Origin of the sequence: Streptomyces sp. NRRL S-87 (assembly GCF_000719335.1) — a bacterium.
Lineage (GTDB): Bacteria > Actinomycetota > Actinomycetes > Streptomycetales > Streptomycetaceae > Streptomyces.
In genome coordinates, this window is record NZ_JOGB01000002.1 from 223,915 (window position 1) to 242,692 (window position 18,778).

Consider the following 18,778-nt stretch of genomic DNA (forward strand, 5'->3'; position numbering starts at 1 on the left):
GGCCGACCGCTGACGGCTCGTGACCGCTACCGGGGCGCGGCCGCGGGCCGCGCTCCCACCATGCGCAGCACGAGGTCGGCGTAGAGCGCGCCGACCTCGTCGGGGCCGCGGGTGCCGGCCACGCTGAACCAGCGCGCCACGTCGATGCACAGGGACAGCACGGCGAGCGTGGTGCCGGGCAGGTCGGGTACGTCGAACTCGCCGGCCGCCACGCCGTCGGCCAGGATGCGGCGCACGGCCGCGTCGCTCTGCCGGCGCAGCGCCACGATCTCGGCCCGGTGCCCGGGGCCAAGCGCGTCCAGCTCGTACTGCACCACCCGAGCGGTGGTGTGGTGGGCCGCGTGCCAGCGGACGAAGGACCGCACGGCGGCGTCGAGGCGCTCGGCGGCGGTGCCGGGGCCGTCCGCCGCGGTCGTCAGGATCTCGAGGGCCTTGTCGTGCCCGATCCGGCTGATCCGGTGGAGCAGCTCTTCCTTGGTCTTGTAGTGGATGTAGAGGGCGGCCGGGCTCATGCCGGCGCGGCCCGCGATGTCCCGCGTGGTGGTGGCGTGGTACCCGCGCTCCGCGAAGGCCTCCACGGCCGCGATCAGCAGCCGTCGGGCCGCGTCGGGGCTGACCTCCGACCACGGCACGTACTCGCCGGCCGGCTCCGCCGCCGCTGCGTCCATCGCTCGCCCTTCCCCTCGGTGGAGGCCCACCTTACCCGACGGGTGAGCAAGCGCTTAGCTGTCGGCGCGACCCCTCTGGCCGGAAGTCGACCGCCCGGACCAGTGCGGCCGCCGGCCGCCGATGCGGGCGCCGGTACCGGGTGCCCGCCTCAGCGGTCGGCCTCCTGCCGGTCCCGCACCACCTTGGCCAGCGTGAAGGCGGAGGTGGTCAGGTAGAGCACCCCTACACCCAGGAAGGCCCGCACCCAGCCGTCCGCCTCCAGGCGGTAGATCCCGAGGGCCACGGCGGCCAGCGCGATGGCGAAGGAGGCGACGGCCTGGCCGTAGTACGCCCCCGTGTTCTGCGGTTTGCCCGGTGTCTCGTTCATGCCGCCAGCATGCGCGCGGGACGGTCGGGGCCGCATCCGTACGCGTACTCAGTCCGCCCCCGGCGGCCTGCGCACACGGGGCCGGCGTTCGGGCTCAGAAGGCCGAAACCCCCGTCAGGGCGCGCCCGATGACCAGCTTCTGGATCTGGCTCGTGCCCTCGTACAGGGTCATCACCCGCGCGTCGCGCAGCAGCTTGCCCGCCGGGTACTCGTCGACGTAGCCGTACCCGCCGTGCACCTGGAGGGCGTTGGAGGCGGCCCGGACGGCGGCCTCCGAGGCGAAGAGCTTGGCGGTGGACGCCTCCGTGGCGAACGGCCGCCCCCGGTCGATGAGATCGGCCACCCGCCAGGTCAGCATGCGCGCCGCGTCGAGGTCGACCGCGATGTCCGCGATGAGCTCCTGGACGAGCTGGTGGTGGGCGATGGTGCGGCCGAACTGCTCGCGCTGCCCCGCGTACGCGAGCGCGGCGTCGAGCGCCGCCTGGGCGATGCCCACGCACCCCGCGGCCACCGACATCCGCCCCTTGGCCAGCGCCGACATGGCGACCGAGAAGCCCTTGCCCTCGGGCCCGAGCATGGCGTCGGCGGGCACCCGGACGTCCTGGAGGACCAGCTCGGCGGTGGCCTGGCCGCGCAGCCCCAACTTGCCGTGGATCTCCCGGCGCACGAGCCCGGGCGCGTCGGCGGGGACGAGGAAGGCGGAGACCCCGCGGTGGCCGGGCTCGTCGCCGGTACGGGCGAAGAGCAGCACCACGTCGGCCCAGGTGCCGTTGGTGATGAACATCTTGCTGCCGTTGACCACGTACGCGTCGCCGTCGCGCACCGCCCGGGTGGCGAGGTTCCCGGCGTCCGAGCCGGTGCCGGGCTCGGTCAGGCCGAAGCAGCCGAGCGCCTCGCCCGAGCAGAGCCGGGGGAGCCAGGTGCGCTTCTGCTCCTCGCTCCCCCACGCGGCGATCGTCTTGGCGACCAGCCCGAGGGAGACCGAGACGATGCCCCGCACGGCGGAGTCGCCGCGCCCCAGCTCCTCGGTGACCAGGGCGTACGCGAGGTGGTCGCCGCCGGAGCCGCCGTACTCCTCGGGAACGGTCAGGCCGAGGAAGCCGAGGTCGCCGAGCTTCTTGACGATGGCGCGGTCCACGCTCTCGGCGCGGTCCCACTCGGCGGCGTACGGGGCGACCTCGCGGTCGGTGAACTCGCGCGCGAGGCGGCGGACGGCGGCCTGCTCCTCGCTCAGCTCCAGGTTCATCGGCACCTCGGGGGAGGCCGGGCGGGGCCGTAAATTAGCACCGCTAGTTTATTCGGGGCAGGCCTTACTATGTGCCGCATGGCCCGACCGCGCAAGCCCCTGCTGAGCCGAGACCGCATCGTGGAGACGGCGGGCGCGCTGGTGGACGCGGAGGGGCTGGAGGCGCTGTCGACCCGGCGGCTGGCGGCCGCGCTGGGGGTCAGCGGCCCCTCCCTCTACAACCACTTCCGCACCAAGGACGAGATCCTCGACGCGGTGGCGGACGCGGTCAGCGCCCGGGTCGACCTGTCCGTGTTCGAGGACGGCCGGGACTGGCGCGAGGCGCTGCACGACTGGGCGGTCTCCTACCGCCGGGCGCTGGCCGACCACCCCAACATCGTGCCCGTGCTGGCCCGCGGGCCGGGCCGGCGGCCGGCCGGGCTGCGGGTGGCGGACGCGGTGTTCGGCGCGATGACGGACGCGGGCTGGCCGCCGGCGCAGGCCACCCGGATCGGCGCACTGATGCGGTACTTCGTGATGGGCTCGGCGCTGGGCTCGTTCGCGCAGGGCTTCGTGGACGACCGTGCGGCGTACGACCCGGCCGACTACCCGCACCTGGGCCAGGCGCACCTGCTGGCGGAGCGCGGTCAGGAGATCGACGAGGGGGCCTTCGAGACGGGGTTGCGGGCCCTGCTGGACGGGCTGTCGGTGCAGTACGAGACCCTGGTCGGCGACTGACGCGTCCGCCGCTGCCGGGCGGGCGCCGTTCTCAAGGGGGGAATCCGTGGATCTCGGCTCGGTGATCATCGCCGTGGCGGGTGTGGCCGGAACGCTGGGCGGGTCGTTCCTGACCCAGCGGGCGGCCGAGAAGGCCAAGCGCCGCGAGCTGGCGCTCGTACGCGAACACGAGGAGGTCAGCGAGAACCTGCTGCTGAGGCGCACGTGCTATGTGGAACTCAACCGGGACGCCCGGCAGTTCGCCACCGCGCTCAACCGCCACCTGCACGTCATGCGGGAACGCGGCGTCGAGGAGGCCGACCGGATCGCGCTCGACGAGGCGAAGAGCGCCCACCGCGACCGGTACTCCCAGGCGCAGATGATCGCCCCGGACGAGGTGCTGGCCTGCGCGGGCGCCGTCAACTTCGCCCTCACCTCGCTGTACGGCCAGGTCAAGCGCATGGAACGGGGCGAGCCCGAGCCCGGGGAGACGCCCGAGGGCGTGGAACGGGCGCGGGTGGAGGCCTGGGCCCGGATCCGGGTCATGCGCAGCGCGATGCGCGCCGATCTAGGGGTGTCGACCGACCCCGGAGCGCCTGGCGAGACCGGCGTGCGCACCGAGCCCGTGCTGCCCGGGGTGCCCGGGGGTGCGTCCCGCCGGCGGGCGGGGTGAGCCTGCTCGACGGGGAGAGGCGTCCCGCCCGCGTCGGAGTGCCCGGCACCCGAACGGCACGGAGTCCGCAGCCCACCCTGCGGTGAACTGCGGATCACGTCTTAGAAGACCACCACCGACCGGCCGCCCTTGCCGGCGAGCATGGCGTCGAAGGCCGCCGGGATGCCGTCGAGGGTGATCCGGTCGGAGACCATCGAGCCGAGGTCGAGGCGGCCGGCGCGGATGTGCTCCGCCAGCACCGGGAGGTCGCGGGCGGGATCGGTGTTGCCGTACACGCAGCCCGACAAGGTGCGGGCGAAGTGGAAGATCTCCAGGGCGTGGAAGGTGACCTGCTGGTCCTTGCCGCCGATGCCGACGACCGTGGTGCGGCCGCCGCGCCGGGTGGAGTCCCAGGCGGTGCGGATGGTCGCGGCCCGGCCGACGCACTCGATCGCCACGTCCGCGCCCCGGCCGCCGGTCAGGGCCCGGATGTCCTTGGCCGTGGTGTCGGAGGCCAGGACGAAGTCCGTGGCCCCGGCCGCCCGGGCCAGCTCCTCCTTGGCCGGCGAGACGTCGACGGCCACGATCGGGCCGGCGCCCGCGATCCGGGCGGACTGCAGGGCCGCCAGGCCCACCCCGCCCACGCCGAAGACGGCCACCGACTCCCCTGCGCGCACGCGTGCGTTGTGGTGGACGGCGCCGTAGCCGGTGAGCACCGCGCAGCCGAGGAGCGCGGCCTCGGTGAGCGGGATGCCCTCGGGGGCGGGCAGGACGCAGTTCGCCGCGACGACGGTCTCCTCGGCGAAGGCGGCGACGTTGAGGCCCGGGTGCAGCTCGGTGCCGTCGGCGGTGCGGGCGTGCACGGCGCCGACGCCGGTGAGGGCGTTGGCGCAGAGCCAGACCTCGCCGATGCCGCAGTGGTGGCAGGCACCGCAGGACGGCGCCCAGTTGAGGACGACTCCGTCGCCGGGGGCGACGTGCGTGACGCCCTCGCCGACGGAGACCACGGTGCCGGCGCCCTCGTGGCCGAGGACGGCGGGGACGGGGACCCTCATGGTGCCGTTGGTGAGGGAGAGGTCGGAGTGGCACACCCCGGCGGCGGCGAGGCGGACCCGGACCTGGCCGGGGCCGGGCTCGGGCAGCACGATCTCCGTTATCTCCAGGGGAGATCCGACAGCGGGCAGGACGGCGGCGCGGACCACGGGAGCTCCTTCGGGGGTTCGGGGGTCAGAACTGCAGGGACTTGGTCTGGAGGTACTCCGCCAGGCCGTGCGGGCCCAGCTCGCGGCCGACGCCGGACCGCTTGAAGCCGCCGAAGGGCGCCAGGGCGTTCCACCGGCCGCCGTTGATGTCCACCTGGCCGGTGTCCATGCGGCGGGCGAAGGCGACCGCGGTCTCGTCGTCGGCGGCCCAGACCGCGCCGCCCAGCCCGTAGTCGGTCCCGTTGGCGATGCGCAGCGCGTCCTCCTCGTCCTCGTACGGGAGGATCGCGACGACCGGGCCGAAGATCTCCTCCTGGGCGATCGTCATCTCGGGGGTGACGTCGGCGAAGACGGTGGGGGCGACGTAGTACCCGGTGGCCTGCGGGGCGTCGGTGCCGCCCGCGACGAGGCGGGCGCCCTCCTCGACGCCCCGGGCGATGTAGCCGCGGACCCGCTCCAGCTGCTTGGCGTTGACCAGCGGGCCGAGCCGGGTGGCGGGGTCGCGCGGGTCGCCTGCCACGGCCTTGGTGGCCGCGTCGGCGGCGAGGGCGACGGCCTCCTCGTACTGGTCGCGGTGGACGAGCACGCGCGTGAGGGCGTTGCAGCTCTGGCCGGAGTTATTCAGGACGTGGTTGATGCCGACGCCGACGGCCTTGGCGAGGTCCGCGCCCGGCAGGATGACGTTGGCGGACTTGCCGCCGAGTTCGAGGGCCACCCGCTTGACGGCGGCGCCGGCCAGCGCGCCGATGCGGCGGCCGACGGCGGTGGAGCCGGTGAAGGAGACGAGGTCGACGTCCGGGTGCTCGGCCAGGGCCTGGCCGGCCACCGGGCCGGTGCCGGTGACCAGGTTGAAGACGCCTGCGGGCAGACCGGCCTCGTGGACCGCCTCGGCGAACAGCTGCGCGGTCAGCGGGGTGTCCTCGGAGGGCTTGAGGACGACGGTGCAGCCGGCGGCCAGGGCCGGCGCGACCTTGGCGACGATCTGGTGGAGCGGGTAGTTCCACGGGGTGATGGCGGCGACGACGCCGACCGGCTCCAGGTAGACGGTGGAGCTGCCGATCCGCTCCTCGAACGCGTACGACGCGGCCAGCTCGGCGTACGAGCCCGCCACCGCGATCGGGGCGCCGGCGTGGACCGTCTCGGCGAAGCCGCGGGGCGCGCCCAGCTCGTCGGTGACGGTGTCGGCGATCTCGGTGCGGCGGGCCACGAGGACGTCGCGCAGGGCGGCGATCCGCGCGGCGCGCTCGGCCGGGGCGGTGGCGGCCCAGCCGCGGAAGGCGGTCCGGGCGGCGAGGACGGCGGCGTCGACGTCCTCGGCGGTGCCGGCGGGGACGTGGGCGATGACCTTCTCGGTGGCGGGGTTGACCACGGGGATGGTGTCGCCGCCCGCGGCGGGCCGCCACTCCCCGTCGATGTACATGCCGTCGTGAGCCTTCATCGCATCCTCCCGAGCCACGTGTGAACCGCGGACGCACCCGCTGGTCGACCACCCTACAAACTAGCGGTGATAGTTTTCGGCCACCAGGCCGGGGTCCCGGCCGGGACGGGCCGGAACACGACCACCCGGCGGGCCGGACGGCCGGCCCCGGGAACGACCGGTCGGCGGCCGCCTGACGGGCGGCCGCCGACGGCCGGGGCGCCGCCGCCGCGCCGTGGCGGCAGCTGCCCGGGAAGCGGGCCGGGTCGGTCGCGGGAGGTGCACCGGTCCCCGGACCGCGGGTCAGAGGATCCCGAACACGATGCCCGCGCCGAGCACGACGAGCGAGGTCAGCGCGGCCCACTTGACCGTGAAGCGGGTGTGGTCGCCGAACTCGACCTTGGCCATGCCGACCAGGACGTACACCGCGGGGACCAGCGGACTGGACATGTGCAGGGCCTGGCCGACGAGCGAGGCGCGGGCGATCTCGAGGGCGGAGACGCCGTGGGCCGCGCCGGCCTCGGCGAGGACGGGCAGGACGCCGAAGTAGAAGCCGTCGTTGGACATGAAGTAGGTCAGCGGCAGGCTGAGCAGGCCGGTGACCAGGGCCATGTGCGGGCCCATGCCGTCGGGGACGGCGTCGACCAGCCAGTCGGCCATGTGCTCGACCATGCCGGTGCCGGAGAGGACACCGGTGAAGACGGCGGCGGCGAAGACCATGCCGGCGACGTTGAGGACGTTGTCGGCGTGCGCGGCGAGGCGGGCCTTCTGGTCGGGCACGTGGGGGAAGTTGACGGTCAGGGCCAGGGCCGCGCCGAGGAGGAAGAGGACCGGGATCGGGAGCAGCTCCATGATCATCGCGGTCAGGAGGGCGGCGGTGAGCCCCGCGTTGAACCAGTACAGGCGGGGGCGCAGGGTGGGGCGGTGCGGGTCGAGGCCCTGCACGTCGGCCCCGGGGGCGGCTTCGGCTGCGGAGGGGGCGGCGGGAGCTTCGTCGGAGGTGCCCGGGCCGGCGGCCGGGCGGGCCGTACCGGCCGCCGGGGTGCCCGTAGCGGATCCGGGGGCACGGGTGCCCGCGCCGGGGCCGGGGGCGCGCGTGCCCGCGCCGGGGCCGCCGACGAGGACGGCCGCCTTCTCCTCCGCCCCGTCCGGCAGCAGGACCAGGGTGCCCACCCGCTTACGCTCGCGCAGGCCCAGCACGTACGCGAGGACGAAGACGAAGACCAGGCCGACGGCCAGGGCCGGGATCATCGGGACGAAGATGTCGCCGGCGTCGAGCTTGAGCGCGGTGGCGGCGCGGGCGGTGGGGCCACCCCAGGGGAGCGTGTTCATCACGCCGTTGGCGGTGGCGGCCACGCCCGTCATGACGACCATGCTCAGGCCGAGCCGCTTGTAGAGCGGGTACATCGCCGAGACCGTGATCATGAAGGTGGTCGAGCCGTCGCCGTCGAGGGAGACGACCGCGGCCAGCACGGCCGTACCGACCACCACCCGCACCGGGTCGGCCTTGCAGAAGCGCAGGATGCCGCGGACGACCGGGTCGAAGAGGCCGACGTCGATCATCAGGCCGAAGTAGACGATGGCGAACATCAGCATGGCGGCGGTCGGCGCGAGTTTGCCCACGCCGTCGATCACGTACTCGCCGAGGTGCGCGCCCTGTCCGACGAAGACGCAGAAGAGGGCGGGGATCAGGACGAGTGCCGCGATGGGCGACATCCTCTTCATCATGATCAGGACCAGGAAGGTCGCGATCATGACGAAGCCGAGCATGGTCAGCATGGCAGGTTCCTCACGTTCACCCTGGAAGACCGCGTGATGAACGCCCAGCGGGCCGCGGTGCGGTCGAACGTAGGGCTCGCGGGTTCCCGTGAACAAGACGTGAACCCGCGAGCAATACGAGCAAAAGCCCTGGTCAGGCCAGGTGCGCAGGTCAGAGCAGGGGCTGCACCCCGACCGGGAAGCCGTTGAGGACCGCGGTGCCGGAGAGCGGGTCGAGGCGACGGCCGTCGAGGAGCTGGTTGACGTTGGCCCCCGGCTCGGCCCCGGCCACCGACAGCCGGGTGCCGGGCCGGTCGTGGCCCCAGCCGTGCGGCAGGCTCACGACGCCGGGTCGGACGGCGTCGGTGACCTCGGCGGGGACCTCGACCGCGCCGCCGTCCGCGGTGACGCGGACCCGGGCGCCGTCGACGACGCCCAGGCGGGCGGCGTCGTCCGGGTGCACGTGCAGGGTGCAGCGGTTCGAGCCGCCCATCAGCGCGGGCACGTTGTGCAGCCAGCTGTTGTTGGAACGCAGGTGGCGGCGGCCGACCAGGACGAGGCCGGCCGGGCGGGCGGCGAGCGCCCCGCGCAGCCGGGGAAGGTCGGCGGCGATCGGCTCGGGCAGCAGCTCGATGCGGCCGCTGCGGGTGCGCAGCAGGCCGGGCAGCCGGGCCGCCAGCGGGCCGAGGTCGATGCCGTGGGGGGCGGCGAGCAGCCGTTCCAGGGTCAGGCCCTCGGGGTCGGCGCCGAAGCCGTCGCCGTACGGGCCGAGGCGGAGCATCAGGTCCAGCCGCCGCTCGGGCCCGTCCGCACCGGTGAGGAGGCCGGCGAGGGCCTTGGGGTCGCGGCCGTGGACGGGCGAGGCGGGGTCGGCGACGGCCTTGGCGAGGGTGGTGTCGACGACGAGGGCGTCGACGGACTCCGGCGGGGCGCCGTGCATGCCGGTGGCCGCCAGGACCAGGCGCGCGTGGATCTCGCACTCGTCCATGAGGCCGGGGGCGAGCGGCACCGCGCGGCGGGTGTAGCGGACCTGGTTGCGGATCGCGAAGGCGTTGAAGGAGAAGTCGTGGTGGGGGCTCTGCGAGGGCGGCGGCGGGGGCAGGACGACGTGCGCGTGGCGCGAGGTCTCGTTGAGGTACGGGTCGACGCTGACCATGAAGTCCAGGCCGGCCAGGGCCGCGTCGAGGCGGTGGCCGTCGGGTGCGGAGAGCACAGGGTTGGCGGCGATCGCGATGACGGCCCTGATCCGCCCCTCCCCCGGGGTGTCGATCTCCTCGGCGAGGGCGGCGAGGGGGAGTTCGCTCTTGGCCTCGGGGTGCCCGGAGACCCTGCTGTGCCAGCGGCCGAGGGCGAAGCCCTTGCCGGGGCCGGGGGTGCGCGGCCGGGGACCCGCGGCGGGCAGCGGGAACAGGGCGCCGCCGGGTCGGTCGAGGTTGCCGGTGAGGACGTTGAGCACGTCCACCAGCCAGTTGGCGAGGGTGCCGTGCTCGACGGTGCAGCTGCCGATGCGGCCGTAGACGGCGGCGGTGCGGGCCGCGGCGAGGCCGCGGGCGAGGGTGCGGATCTCCTCGGCCGGTACGTCGCAGGTCTCCGCGACCGCCTCGGGGCTGAACGGGGCCAGGGCCACGGTCAGTTCGTCCAGGCCCTCGGTGTGCTCCTCCAGGTGCCCGAGGGCGGTGAGTCCCTCGGCGAGCAGGACGTGCACCAGGGCGGCCAGCAGCAGGGCGTCGGTGCCGGGGCGGATGGCGAGGTGCCGGTCGGCCAGGGCTGCGGTGCGGGTGCGGCGGGGGTCGACCACGACCAGGGTGCCGCCGCGGGCGCGCAGGGCCTTGAGGCGGCCGGGGAAGTCGGGGGCGGTGCACAGGCTGCCGTTGGACTCCAGGGGGTTGGCGCCCAGGAGCAGCAGGTGGTCGGTGCGGTCGAGGTCGGGCACCGGGATGGCGAAGGGGTCGCCGAAGAGCAGTCCGCTGGAGACGTGCTTGGGCATCTGGTCGAGCGTGCTGGCGGTGAAGAGGCTGCGGGTGCGCAGGCCCTGGAGGAGGACGGGCGGGTACAGGGCGCCGGCCATGGTGTGGGCGTTGGGGTTGCCGAGGACGACGCCGACGACCTGGGGTCCGTACGCCTCGATGAGCGGCCGCAGCCCGGCGGCGACCGCGTCGAAGGCCTCGTCCCAGGTGGCGGGCCGGAGCCGGCCGGCCTCGCGCACGAGGGGGGTGGTGAGGCGGTCGGGGTCGGCGTCGAGGCCGCCGAAGGCCGCTCCCTTGGGGCAGACGAACCCCTTGCTGAAGACGTCGTCGCGGTCCCCGCGGGCGGCGGTGACGCGACCGCCCTCGATGGTGAGGGTCAGCCCGCACGTGGCCTCGCACAGCGGGCAGATCCGCAGGGCGGTGCGCGGGGGGCCGCCCGCGGCCGCGTCCGGGGCGGCGTGGGTGGCGGCATGCGGTGCGGGCGGCGCTGATGGTGCGGACAAGGGTCCTCCCCCGGGCGGCGGCGGGCTGGGCCGGCTTACGGGCCTTCGGCGTTCGGCCTTCGACTGACGGCTGACGGCTGACGGCTGACGGCTGCGGCACTTGAGCAGGGCGAGCATACCGACCGGTAGGCACGGTGGGGAGGGGCTGCCGTGGGAGCGGGTTTCCTGGTGCGCGTCCTCCCGGGCGGCCCGCGCCCCACGGCCGGGGTGCCCGCCCCTCGCTTCGGGGGTGGGTCTCGTGGTGTGGCTCCGGTGACCGGGAGGTCACACGAGCGGCGCGGCGGCGCGGACTCAGTCGAGGATCCGGGCCAGGTAGGCGTGCATCATCGCCCGGGTCTCGGTGACCAGCTCGGGGTCACCCTCGGGATCGGTCCGGAAGGCGAGCCCCAGCAGGGCGTCGGTCGCCTCGACCGCGACGAGGACGGCCCGGCGCAGCGGCGGGTCGTCCGGACGGCCGAGGTGGCTGCACAGCAACTCGGTGATGCGGCCGGCGACGACGAGGTTGGTGTCGGCGGCGGGACTCTCGGGCGGGGCGGGCACACCGAAGTCGACCAGCCCGAATCCGGGGACGGTCCGCTTCATGTGGAGGTACTGGTCGAGCACGGCGTCCACGACCGCACGCCAGTCGCCGGCCGGCAGGGCGGCGAGGCGCTCGACGATGCCCTCCGCGTACCGGTCGAGGTTGCGGTGGGCGAGGGCGTCGACCATGGCGCGCTTGTTGCCGAAGAAGCGGTAGACGGAGCCGATGGGAACGCCGGCGCGGACGGCCACGGCGCGGGTGGAGAGGTTCTCGTACCCGGTCTCGTCGAGGAGTTCGGCACAGGCGTCGAGGATCCGCGCGAGGCGTTCGGCGCTGCGCTGCTGGATCGGGGTGCGGCGGAGGGATCTGGCAGAAGGCACGGGGTCAATCATGCCGCTCCCGCACGGCAGGTTTCGGACAGGGGCACTGATTCCGCTTCCTCGGCGGCCCCGCCGGGCGGGGTCCGCAGGTGCACCGCCGGGCGGTCGAGGCCCGAGCGGCCGGAGCCTGCCCGGTCACGTGAGGAGCAGGCCGAGCCCGCCGATGGTGTACGCGATCATCAGCACCAGCAGCGGGAGTTGACCCGCGACGGCACGGGCCGGCGGGAACAGGCGCACGGACCGGTCATGGGCCGCGACGACCCCGAGCACGTGCCCCGTGACGACCGCGGCGACCTGGAGGGCGGCGAGGCCGCCGGGGCCGAGCGGGGGTTCGGGTGGGAGGGCGTTGTCAGCACCCAGTGCCACCATGACCGTACGCGGCCCTTCCGTCACGAGGAGTGAGAAGTAGTGCGCGGTGAGGTAGCCGAGGGCGATCGGCAGCAGTGAGTGGGCGAAGGCCGTGAGCGGGCGCGGGACCGGCCCGGAGAGGAGGCGGACGGCGGCGGCGCAGAGGCAGTACGCCGAGGCGACGAGTGCGACGGCGGCGAGCAGGCCGAGGGTGGCCGTGGGGGTGCGGCCGAGGGAGGAGGTCTGGAGGGTGTTGATCCAGGAAGGGGTGTCGGAGAAGCCGTCGTAGGCGGTGGAGCCGAGCAGGACGCAGACGGTGGCCACGAGGCCGGGCTGCTGCGGGGTCGCGTCGAGGCCGTTGAACGGGCTGCGCAGGACGAGGCGGCCGTCGGCGCGCCGGCCGAGCGGGGCGAGCCGGGCCAGCAGGGCGGAGTACGCCTCGAACGCGTCGGCCCGCTCGAACCAACCGGCCCCGTAGCGCGCGGCACCCAGCAGTTGGACGGCGGTGTGGACGCCGACGGCGGTCAGGAGAGCGGTGGCCGAGGCGGGGTCGGGGGCGACGAGCTCGAGCCAGGTGAATCCGAACAGCCCGACCGCGGCGGGCCACTGCCCGACCCCGACCGGAAGGGAGCGGCGGACCGGGACCCGGACCGGAACCGGGACCAGAGCCGAGGCAGAGGCAGAGGCGGGGGCCGGAACCGGGGCCGAGGCCGGGACCGGGACCGGAACCGAGGCGGAGTCGGGTGCCGGGCGCGGGCGGCTTCGGAGTCGGGAGAGCGCGTACGGGAGGTGCGAGACGAGGAGGTGGAGCGTGCGGAGGGGGTTGAGGAGGCGCCAGACGGGTCCCAGGAGCAGGGAGGCGGGCACGAGCCCGACCCAGAGCAGGACGTAGACGGCCCCGGGGGCCGGGTTCCGTGCGGGGTCGTCGGGACCGAGGAGGAGGTGGAGCACGACGAACAGCCAGCCGATCAGCCCGAGCGTGCGCAGGGCGGTACGGGTGGCCGGGGCGTCGGCGAGGCGTTGCACCGCGGCCGGCAGCGGCGCGCCGGCGGCGGCGCCGCGGAAGCGGGAACGGGACCACAGGAGGCCGAGGGCCAGGAAGGAGACGAACAGGGCGGTGAAGGCGCCGGCGAAGGCGTAGAACGGCGAGACGGGCAGGTCGTGCTGGGCCCCGATCCCGTGGGCCAGCACGTACGCGCCACCGCCGGGCCGCGGCGGGACGACCCCCGGCACGACAGGCACGGCGGACGCGGCGGTCGCGGCGGTCGCGGCGGTCGAGGCGGTCGAGGCGATGAGCGTGAGGGCCGTCATCGAACCAGGAGTTGGGTCAGCACGAGCTCCGACTCGTGGGTCTCGACCTCGAAGAGGCCGGTGCGGTCGACGGTGAGGACGAGGGCCACGGTCCGGCCGGCGGGCAGGTCGAGCTCCTTGTCGTAGCCGTGGACGTGCAGGGTGTCGGCGGTGTCGCTGGTGACCCGGAGGGCGACCCGCTGCCCGCGGCGCAGCCCGACGCGCCCCGGGGCGGGGTCGACACGGCCGGCGCGGACCGTGACCGTGACCGTGCGGTCGACTGCCCCGACCGCACCACCGTCACCCGCACCACCGCTGCCCGCACCACCCGCACCACCCGCACCCGCACCACTTGTTCCCCCACCACCCGCACCCGCCCCCGCGTGGGTGTGCCCGGCGCCGCCGGAGGCACCCGTGCCGGTCACGGTGGCCGCGGCCTGCACCGGGCGGCCGTCGACGGCCCAGGCGGTGTGGTCGTCGGCGTACAACCGGACGGTCAGGGTGTGCGTGCCCCTGGGCACCTGCGCGGCGGGCAGGTGGAACCACGGGCCGTACAGGCGCGCCAGCTTGCGCCCGTCGAGCTCGAGGTGGGCGTGGCCGCCGCCGGGGACGGCGGCGCCGCCGGTGCTGTCGGGGGTGAAGTGGAAGTCCTGGACGGTGAGCTCGAGGTTCCAGCCGTCCTCCGTGTCGGGGTGGACCGTGACGCGCACCTGCGGGGCGCCCTCGGCGGGCACCTGGCGCAGCCGGTGGCCCGCGCCGTCGTCGGCGGCGAGCAGCGTGCCCACGCTGCCGACGGCCTGCTCATGGCTGGTGCCGGGCTTGTGGTGGGTGGTGGCCCGCCCGCCGCAGCCGGTGGCGCCCGCCGCGACCAGCGCCGCCACCACAGCCATCGCGGCGGCCCGGCGACCCGGACGCCCCCGGCCGGTCATGCCGCACCACCCTCGGGCGCCTCACCGCACACCGGCGCCGGGCCCGAACGAACAGATACCAGCGCCGAGCCCGAACGAACAGGTACCGGCGCCGAGCCCGAACGAACAGATGCAGGCCCGGTCATGCCGCACCACCCTCGGCGGCGCCGTCCAGCGGGGTCGGACCGGCGGGGACGGGGACGGGTTCGGGGTCGGGGGCCGGGTCTCCCCCGGCCCCCGGGGCGTCGTGGCGGGCGGAGGCGATGACCGCCCACAGGACCCACACCACAGCCACCAGGCCGCGCACCCACGCGGGCCCGACCGGTGTCCAGGGGATCATCGCGACGCCCTTGTCGAAGGCGTCCAACAGGGTCACCACACCCAGCAGCACGGTGGCCCCGCCCAGCCGGCGCCGTCCGCCCCGGCGCAGCACCGGCCCGGCGCCGACCCACCAGGCACCCGTGAGCAGCAGCGCGAGGACGGGCACGACGGTGTGCTGGAGGCCGGTCGTGGAACCGGCCACGTCCAGCGCGAGCCCGGCCGCGCCCAGCAGGGTGGCCACCGTGCCGAGCCGTGAGCCGCGCAGCCGGCGCCACCACAGCACCCCGCCGACCAGGGCGAGCACGGCCGCCGCGGCGAGGGCGATCTGGGTCTCGACGCGGGCGATGCCCGTGGCCCCGTACCAGTCGCAGCCGGCCGGCAGCCGTCGCGCCTGGACGCTGTAGTCGGCGCACACGAGCAGCTGGACCAGCTTGACCGGTTCGCCCACGAGCCGGGCCGAGCCGCCGGAGACGTCCCCGCGCGCGACTCCGCACTCCGGCAGGGTCCAGGGCGTGGAGCCGGAGGTGCCGGACTGCCAGCAGTTGCCCTTGCCCTGGCCGTCCCACCACACGTCCATGCCGTTGGGCCGGGACGTGCCCGCCTTGTCGACGCCCAGGTGGTTGCCGGCGTACCGGTTGTGGTGCGAGGTGTCCGCCTGCTTGGACCAGCGCTCCTCGCCCCGGATGAAGGCCGGTACCGCGCTGAGGAAGAAGGCCGCGCGCCGGTGCCCGTAGACCCAGTTGCCCTCGTAGACGTTCCAGTTGCCGCCGGCGGTGATGATGCCGGTGCCCGGGGGCATGGAGATCTGCGGGCAGACCACGCCCCGCTCGTAGCCGCGGGCGATGGGCGGCTTGGCGCAGGTGCCGTCGGCGACGTACCGGTAGTAGTCCTGGTTGTTGTCGTGGATCAGGTTGCGCTGGAACAGGGCGTGGTTCTGCGGCAGCCCGGGGTGGCCGGGGAAGGCGCTGTCCATGGAGGCGCCGCCCATGTTGTGGTCGAACTCGTTGTCGTGCGCCCAGACGGAGTCCCCGGCCGTGCCCGAGTAGCCGACCATGTTGTGGTGGCTGCGGCAGCCGGTGATCTCGATGGAGTGCCGGGGGACGTCGTAGCCGCGGCCGTCGTTGATGTTCGAGGCGCTGCCGGGGTAGATGCCGGAGTCGCCGTTGCCGTAGGACTCGCAGTTCTTGTAGAGGCCGTGGTCGCTGGCGAAGGTCAGGAAGCCGTACTCGTCGTTCCAGCGGGTGAGCACGTCGTCGATGACGAAGCCGTCGCCGGCCAGCACGTACAGCGCGTTGAAGGTGGTGCGCTGGGCGGTGAAGTTGCGGAAGTAGACCCCGTCGGACCCGTCTGCCCGGATGGCGTTGAGCTTCTGGTACTTGGCGTCGATGACGACGTCGGTGCGGGCGGCGCCGGTGCCCTCGATCTGGAGGTCCTTCTTGCCGAGGATCGCGACGAGGTTCTGGTTGTGGGGGCAGGCGGCCTGCTGCTCGTACGACAGGATCTGGTAGCCCAGCGCGGACTTGGGGGCCTTGAGTCGGGCGCAGGCGCCGGCCGGCGCGGGCAGGGAGGGCTCCTCCTCGTACAGGCCCGGGAGGACCGCGATGTTCATGCCCGGGCGGTGCACGGCGTCGACGGCCGCCTGGAGGTGGCGGTAGCCGCTCCTGGAGCACTTCGCGAAGAGGGCGAGGTTGCGGCGGCGCAGGTCCTCGGGGAAGCCGGCGACGCGACGCTCGAAGTCCGCCCGGTCGGTCTTGCAGACCAGCAGGTCCGGCTCGGCGGCACGGTACGCGGGCACCGAGCCGGAGCCGTCGGGAAGGGTGACGGGCCGCTCCTCGTGGGCCAGGGCGGACGGGGCCGCCACGAGCAGTCCGAGGAGCGCGAGGAGGGCGGCGAGCAGCGCCCGCGGCACGGCAGGAAGCCTGCGGATCCACGACATGCGCGAGAGAGTAGAGCAATGTTCATCTTTTGAGAGCCCCCGCGGCACCGAAACTTCCATTGACGCGGGGGGCCCGGAATCCTACTGTCGACCATAGGATTCCTTCGGCAGAGCGGGAGCGGACACATGGGCGCGGGCAGCGAGCAGGCCGGCATCGAGCGGGCGCGGAAGGTCGCGGAAGCACTGGAGTACCACTCCGGCTTCGGCAACGAGCACAGCTCGGAGGCCGTCCCCGGGGCCCTCCCGGACGGCCGGAACTCCCCGCAGGTCGCCCCGCTGGGCCTGTACGCCGAGCAGCTGAGCGGCAGCGCGTTCACCGAGCCGCGCGCCCGCAACCGCCGCTCGTGGCTGTACCGCATCCGCCCGTCGGCCGCCCACCCGCCGTTCGCCCGGATCGACAACGGCGCCCTGCGCTCCGGCCCCTTCACCGAGACCGCCCCGGACCCGAACCGGCTGCGCTGGAACCCCCTGCCCGAGCCGGCGCCCGGCACGGACTTCCTGGCCGGCCTGTGGACCCTGGGCGGCAACGGCGACGCCCTGCAGCGCACCGGCATGGCCATCCACCTCTACGCCGCCAACGCGTCCATGACGGACCGGGTGTTCAGCGACTCCGACGGCGAGCTGCTGATCGTCCCCGAGCGCGGCGGACTGCTGCTGCGCACCGAGCTGGGCATGCTGCGCGCCGAGCCCGGCCACGTCGCGCTGATCCCGCGCGGCGTGCGCTTCCGCGTCGAGCTGCTGGACGAGAGCGCGCGCGGGTACGTGTGCGAGAACTACGGGCAGCCCTTCGAGCTCCCCGAGCTCGGCCCGATCGGCGCCAACGGGCTGGCCAACTCCCGCGACTTCCTCGCGCCCGTGGCGGCGTACGAGGACGTGGAGGGCCCGGTGGAGGTGGTCAACAAGTTCTGCGGCAACCTGTGGGCCGCGACGTACGACCACTCCCCCCTCGACGTGGTCGCCTGGCACGGCACGCACGTGCCGTACGTCTACGACCTGCGCCGCTTCAACGTCATCGGCACGATCAGCTACGACCACCCGGACCCGTCGATCTTCACCGTGCTGACCTCGCCCTCGGACACCCCGGGGCTGGCGGGCGTGGACTTCGTGGTCTTCGCGCCGCGCTGGCTGGTGGGCGAGGACACCTTCCGACCGCCGTACTTCCACCGGAACGTGATGAGCGAGTACATGGGCCTGATCGAGGGCGCGTACGACGCCAAGGCCGAGGGCTTCGTGCCGGGCGGCGGCTCGCTGCACAACATGATGTCCGCGCACGGGCCGGACCGGGAGACCTTCGACAGGGCCAGCGCCGCCGAGCTGAAGCCGCAGAAGATCGACGACGGCCTGGCCTTCATGTTCGAGACCCGCTGGCCGATCACCGCGACCGCCCAGGCGGCCGGGGCGGACCACCTCCAGCGCGGTTACGACGGCGTATGGCAGGGTCTGGAGCGCCACTTCCGGTCGTAGCATGCCTGCACGTCAGCGTGCCTGCGCGGGACTCCCCGCGCAGGCACGTCGCCCCGCCCCTACGGAGAACCCCCCGTGACCGCTTTCGCCCCCGACTCGCTGGTCCTGAACCGCAAGCTCCCCCTGTGGTACCAGGTGTCGCAGTCGCTGCGCGCCTCGATACTCGGGCGGACCCCGGACGCGTCGCTGCGACTGCCGACCGAGGAGCAGCTGGCCGAGCACTACGGGGTCAGCGTCCTCACCATGCGGCAGGCGCTGAAGGAGCTCGAGTCGGAGGGGCTGATCAGCCGGCACCGGCGGCGGGGCACCTTCATCGAGCCGGGCGCCCAGCGCGGCGCACCGGTCCGGTTGCTCGGCTCGGTCGACGCGATCGTGGCCCAGCAGTCGGGCGAGCGGACCGCGGTGCTGGGGTGCGCGGCGGGACCGGTGCCGGGGGAGCTCGCGGAGTACTTCGGCGACGCCGGGGAGGTCGTCACCTACCGCCGGCTGCGCCGGGACGGCGAGAGCGGCGAGCCCACCAACTGGGCCGAGAACGCGGTCCGCCCCGACGTCGCCGCGGCCGTCGACACCGCCGACCTGGAACGCTGGCCGATGACGAAGGTGCTGCGGGACGTGGTCGGCGTGCGGATCAGCCGGATCACGGACACGGTGGAGGCCCGGCTGGCCGACCCCGAGACGGCGGAGCTGCTGCAGGTACCGCTGCTGAGCCCGATCCTGCACTACACGGGTGTCACGTACGACGAGGCGGGCCGCGTCGTGGACGTGGCGCGGATCCGGTACCGCGGAGACCGTTTCTCGTTCACGGTGACGGTCGAGGCTCCCTGACACCCGCCCCGGGCCCGACATCCGACCCCGACCCGGACCTTGTGTCCCGACCCCGACCGGGGTGTTGTGTCCCGGTCCCGACCCGGGTGTTGTGTCCCGGTCCGGTTCCGGGTCCGGGTCCCGGTCCGGGTCCGGGTCCGGGTCCGCCGGAACCAATCGAAGCCCCCGCCGGGCCGCCCCGTGGTGTGTGGGGGAGGCGCTTGACTGGGGTGGCAGGCTGGTCCGGAGGCAGGCCCGGGCCAGGGGTGGCCGCAGGCCAGGGCGAAGCCCCTTGCCCCTGGGGTGGGCCTGCCGCAGGGCCTGCAGGCC

The 18,778-nt window shown here is 74.3% G+C and carries 15 protein-coding genes; 4 read left to right on the plus strand and 11 right to left on the minus strand.

The window, feature by feature from the left end:
* Positions 1-26: 26 nt before the first annotated feature.
* The 3 genes from IF43_RS0102130 to IF43_RS0102140 all read right to left on the minus strand — a co-directional run bounded on the left by IF43_RS0102130 (position 27) and on the right by IF43_RS0102140 (position 2,282).
* A complete protein-coding gene (locus IF43_RS0102130) occupies positions 27-668 on the minus strand; it encodes a TetR/AcrR family transcriptional regulator (protein ID WP_030193101.1) in 642 nt (213 codons plus the stop codon).
* A gap of 149 nt (positions 669-817) precedes the next feature.
* Positions 818-1,036, minus strand: coding sequence for a YiaA/YiaB family inner membrane protein (locus IF43_RS0102135; protein WP_030193103.1), 219 nt, complete (start codon positions 1,034-1,036; stop codon positions 818-820).
* 94 nt (positions 1,037-1,130) lie between these two features.
* Positions 1,131-2,282 (minus strand): acyl-CoA dehydrogenase family protein, encoded by a 1,152-nt coding sequence (locus tag IF43_RS0102140; protein WP_030193105.1) that lies wholly within the window; start codon positions 2,280-2,282, stop codon positions 1,131-1,133.
* A 69-nt stretch (positions 2,283-2,351) separates the two neighbouring features.
* Here IF43_RS0102140 and IF43_RS0102145 point away from each other — a divergent pair, with 69 nt between their 5' ends.
* Entirely contained in the window at positions 2,352-2,999 is a 648-nt protein-coding gene (locus tag IF43_RS0102145) for a TetR/AcrR family transcriptional regulator (protein WP_199922659.1), read from the plus strand.
* Between the two features lie 46 nt (positions 3,000-3,045).
* Positions 3,046-3,651, plus strand: coding sequence for a hypothetical protein (locus IF43_RS0102150; protein WP_234331916.1), 606 nt, complete (start codon positions 3,046-3,048; stop codon positions 3,649-3,651).
* A 101-nt stretch (positions 3,652-3,752) separates the two neighbouring features.
* Here IF43_RS0102150 and IF43_RS0102155 read toward each other — a convergent pair whose 3' ends face one another.
* From IF43_RS0102155 to IF43_RS0102190, 8 genes are all read right to left on the minus strand, one after another.
* Positions 3,753-4,832 (minus strand): Zn-dependent alcohol dehydrogenase, encoded by a 1,080-nt coding sequence (locus IF43_RS0102155; protein ID WP_030193111.1) that lies wholly within the window; start codon positions 4,830-4,832, stop codon positions 3,753-3,755.
* Between the two features lie 25 nt (positions 4,833-4,857).
* A complete protein-coding gene (locus tag IF43_RS0102160) occupies positions 4,858-6,270 on the minus strand; it encodes an aldehyde dehydrogenase family protein (protein ID WP_030193113.1) in 1,413 nt (470 codons plus the stop codon).
* A 282-nt stretch (positions 6,271-6,552) separates the two neighbouring features.
* On the minus strand, positions 6,553-8,028 hold the full coding sequence (locus IF43_RS0102165) for a CitMHS family transporter (protein WP_030193115.1): 1,476 nt from the start codon (positions 8,026-8,028) through the stop codon (positions 6,553-6,555).
* Positions 8,029-8,179: 151 nt separating this feature from the next.
* Positions 8,180-10,390 carry a molybdopterin oxidoreductase family protein gene (locus IF43_RS0102170; protein ID WP_030193117.1) on the minus strand — a complete coding sequence of 737 codons (2,211 nt, stop codon included), beginning with the start codon at positions 10,388-10,390 and terminating at the stop codon, positions 8,180-8,182.
* Positions 10,391-10,768: 378 nt separating this feature from the next.
* Entirely contained in the window at positions 10,769-11,386 is a 618-nt protein-coding gene (locus tag IF43_RS0102175; protein WP_030193118.1) for a TetR/AcrR family transcriptional regulator, read from the minus strand.
* A gap of 126 nt (positions 11,387-11,512) precedes the next feature.
* Complete coding sequence (locus IF43_RS0102180) at positions 11,513-13,036, minus strand: hypothetical protein (protein ID WP_234331917.1); 1,524 nt, start codon at positions 13,034-13,036, stop codon at positions 11,513-11,515.
* The gene (locus IF43_RS0102185) at positions 13,033-13,944 is read right to left on the minus strand and encodes a hypothetical protein (RefSeq protein WP_030193122.1); all 912 of its coding nucleotides are present in this window, start codon (positions 13,942-13,944) and stop codon (positions 13,033-13,035) included. The genes IF43_RS0102180 and IF43_RS0102185 overlap by 4 nt, the downstream gene beginning before the upstream one ends.
* Before the next feature lie 121 nt (positions 13,945-14,065).
* Positions 14,066-16,180 carry a right-handed parallel beta-helix repeat-containing protein gene (locus IF43_RS0102190; protein ID WP_051794535.1) on the minus strand — a complete coding sequence of 705 codons (2,115 nt, stop codon included), beginning with the start codon at positions 16,178-16,180 and terminating at the stop codon, positions 14,066-14,068.
* 126 nt (positions 16,181-16,306) lie between these two features.
* On the opposite strand from IF43_RS0102190, the gene hmgA reads away from it, so the two are divergent.
* Both hmgA and IF43_RS0102200 read left to right on the plus strand, forming a co-directional pair.
* Positions 16,307-17,644, plus strand: coding sequence for a homogentisate 1,2-dioxygenase (gene hmgA / locus IF43_RS0102195; RefSeq protein ID WP_030193126.1), 1,338 nt, complete (start codon positions 16,307-16,309; stop codon positions 17,642-17,644).
* A gap of 75 nt (positions 17,645-17,719) precedes the next feature.
* On the plus strand, positions 17,720-18,469 hold the full coding sequence (locus tag IF43_RS0102200; RefSeq protein ID WP_030193128.1) for a GntR family transcriptional regulator: 750 nt from the start codon (positions 17,720-17,722) through the stop codon (positions 18,467-18,469).
* Positions 18,470-18,778 lie beyond the last annotated feature (309 nt).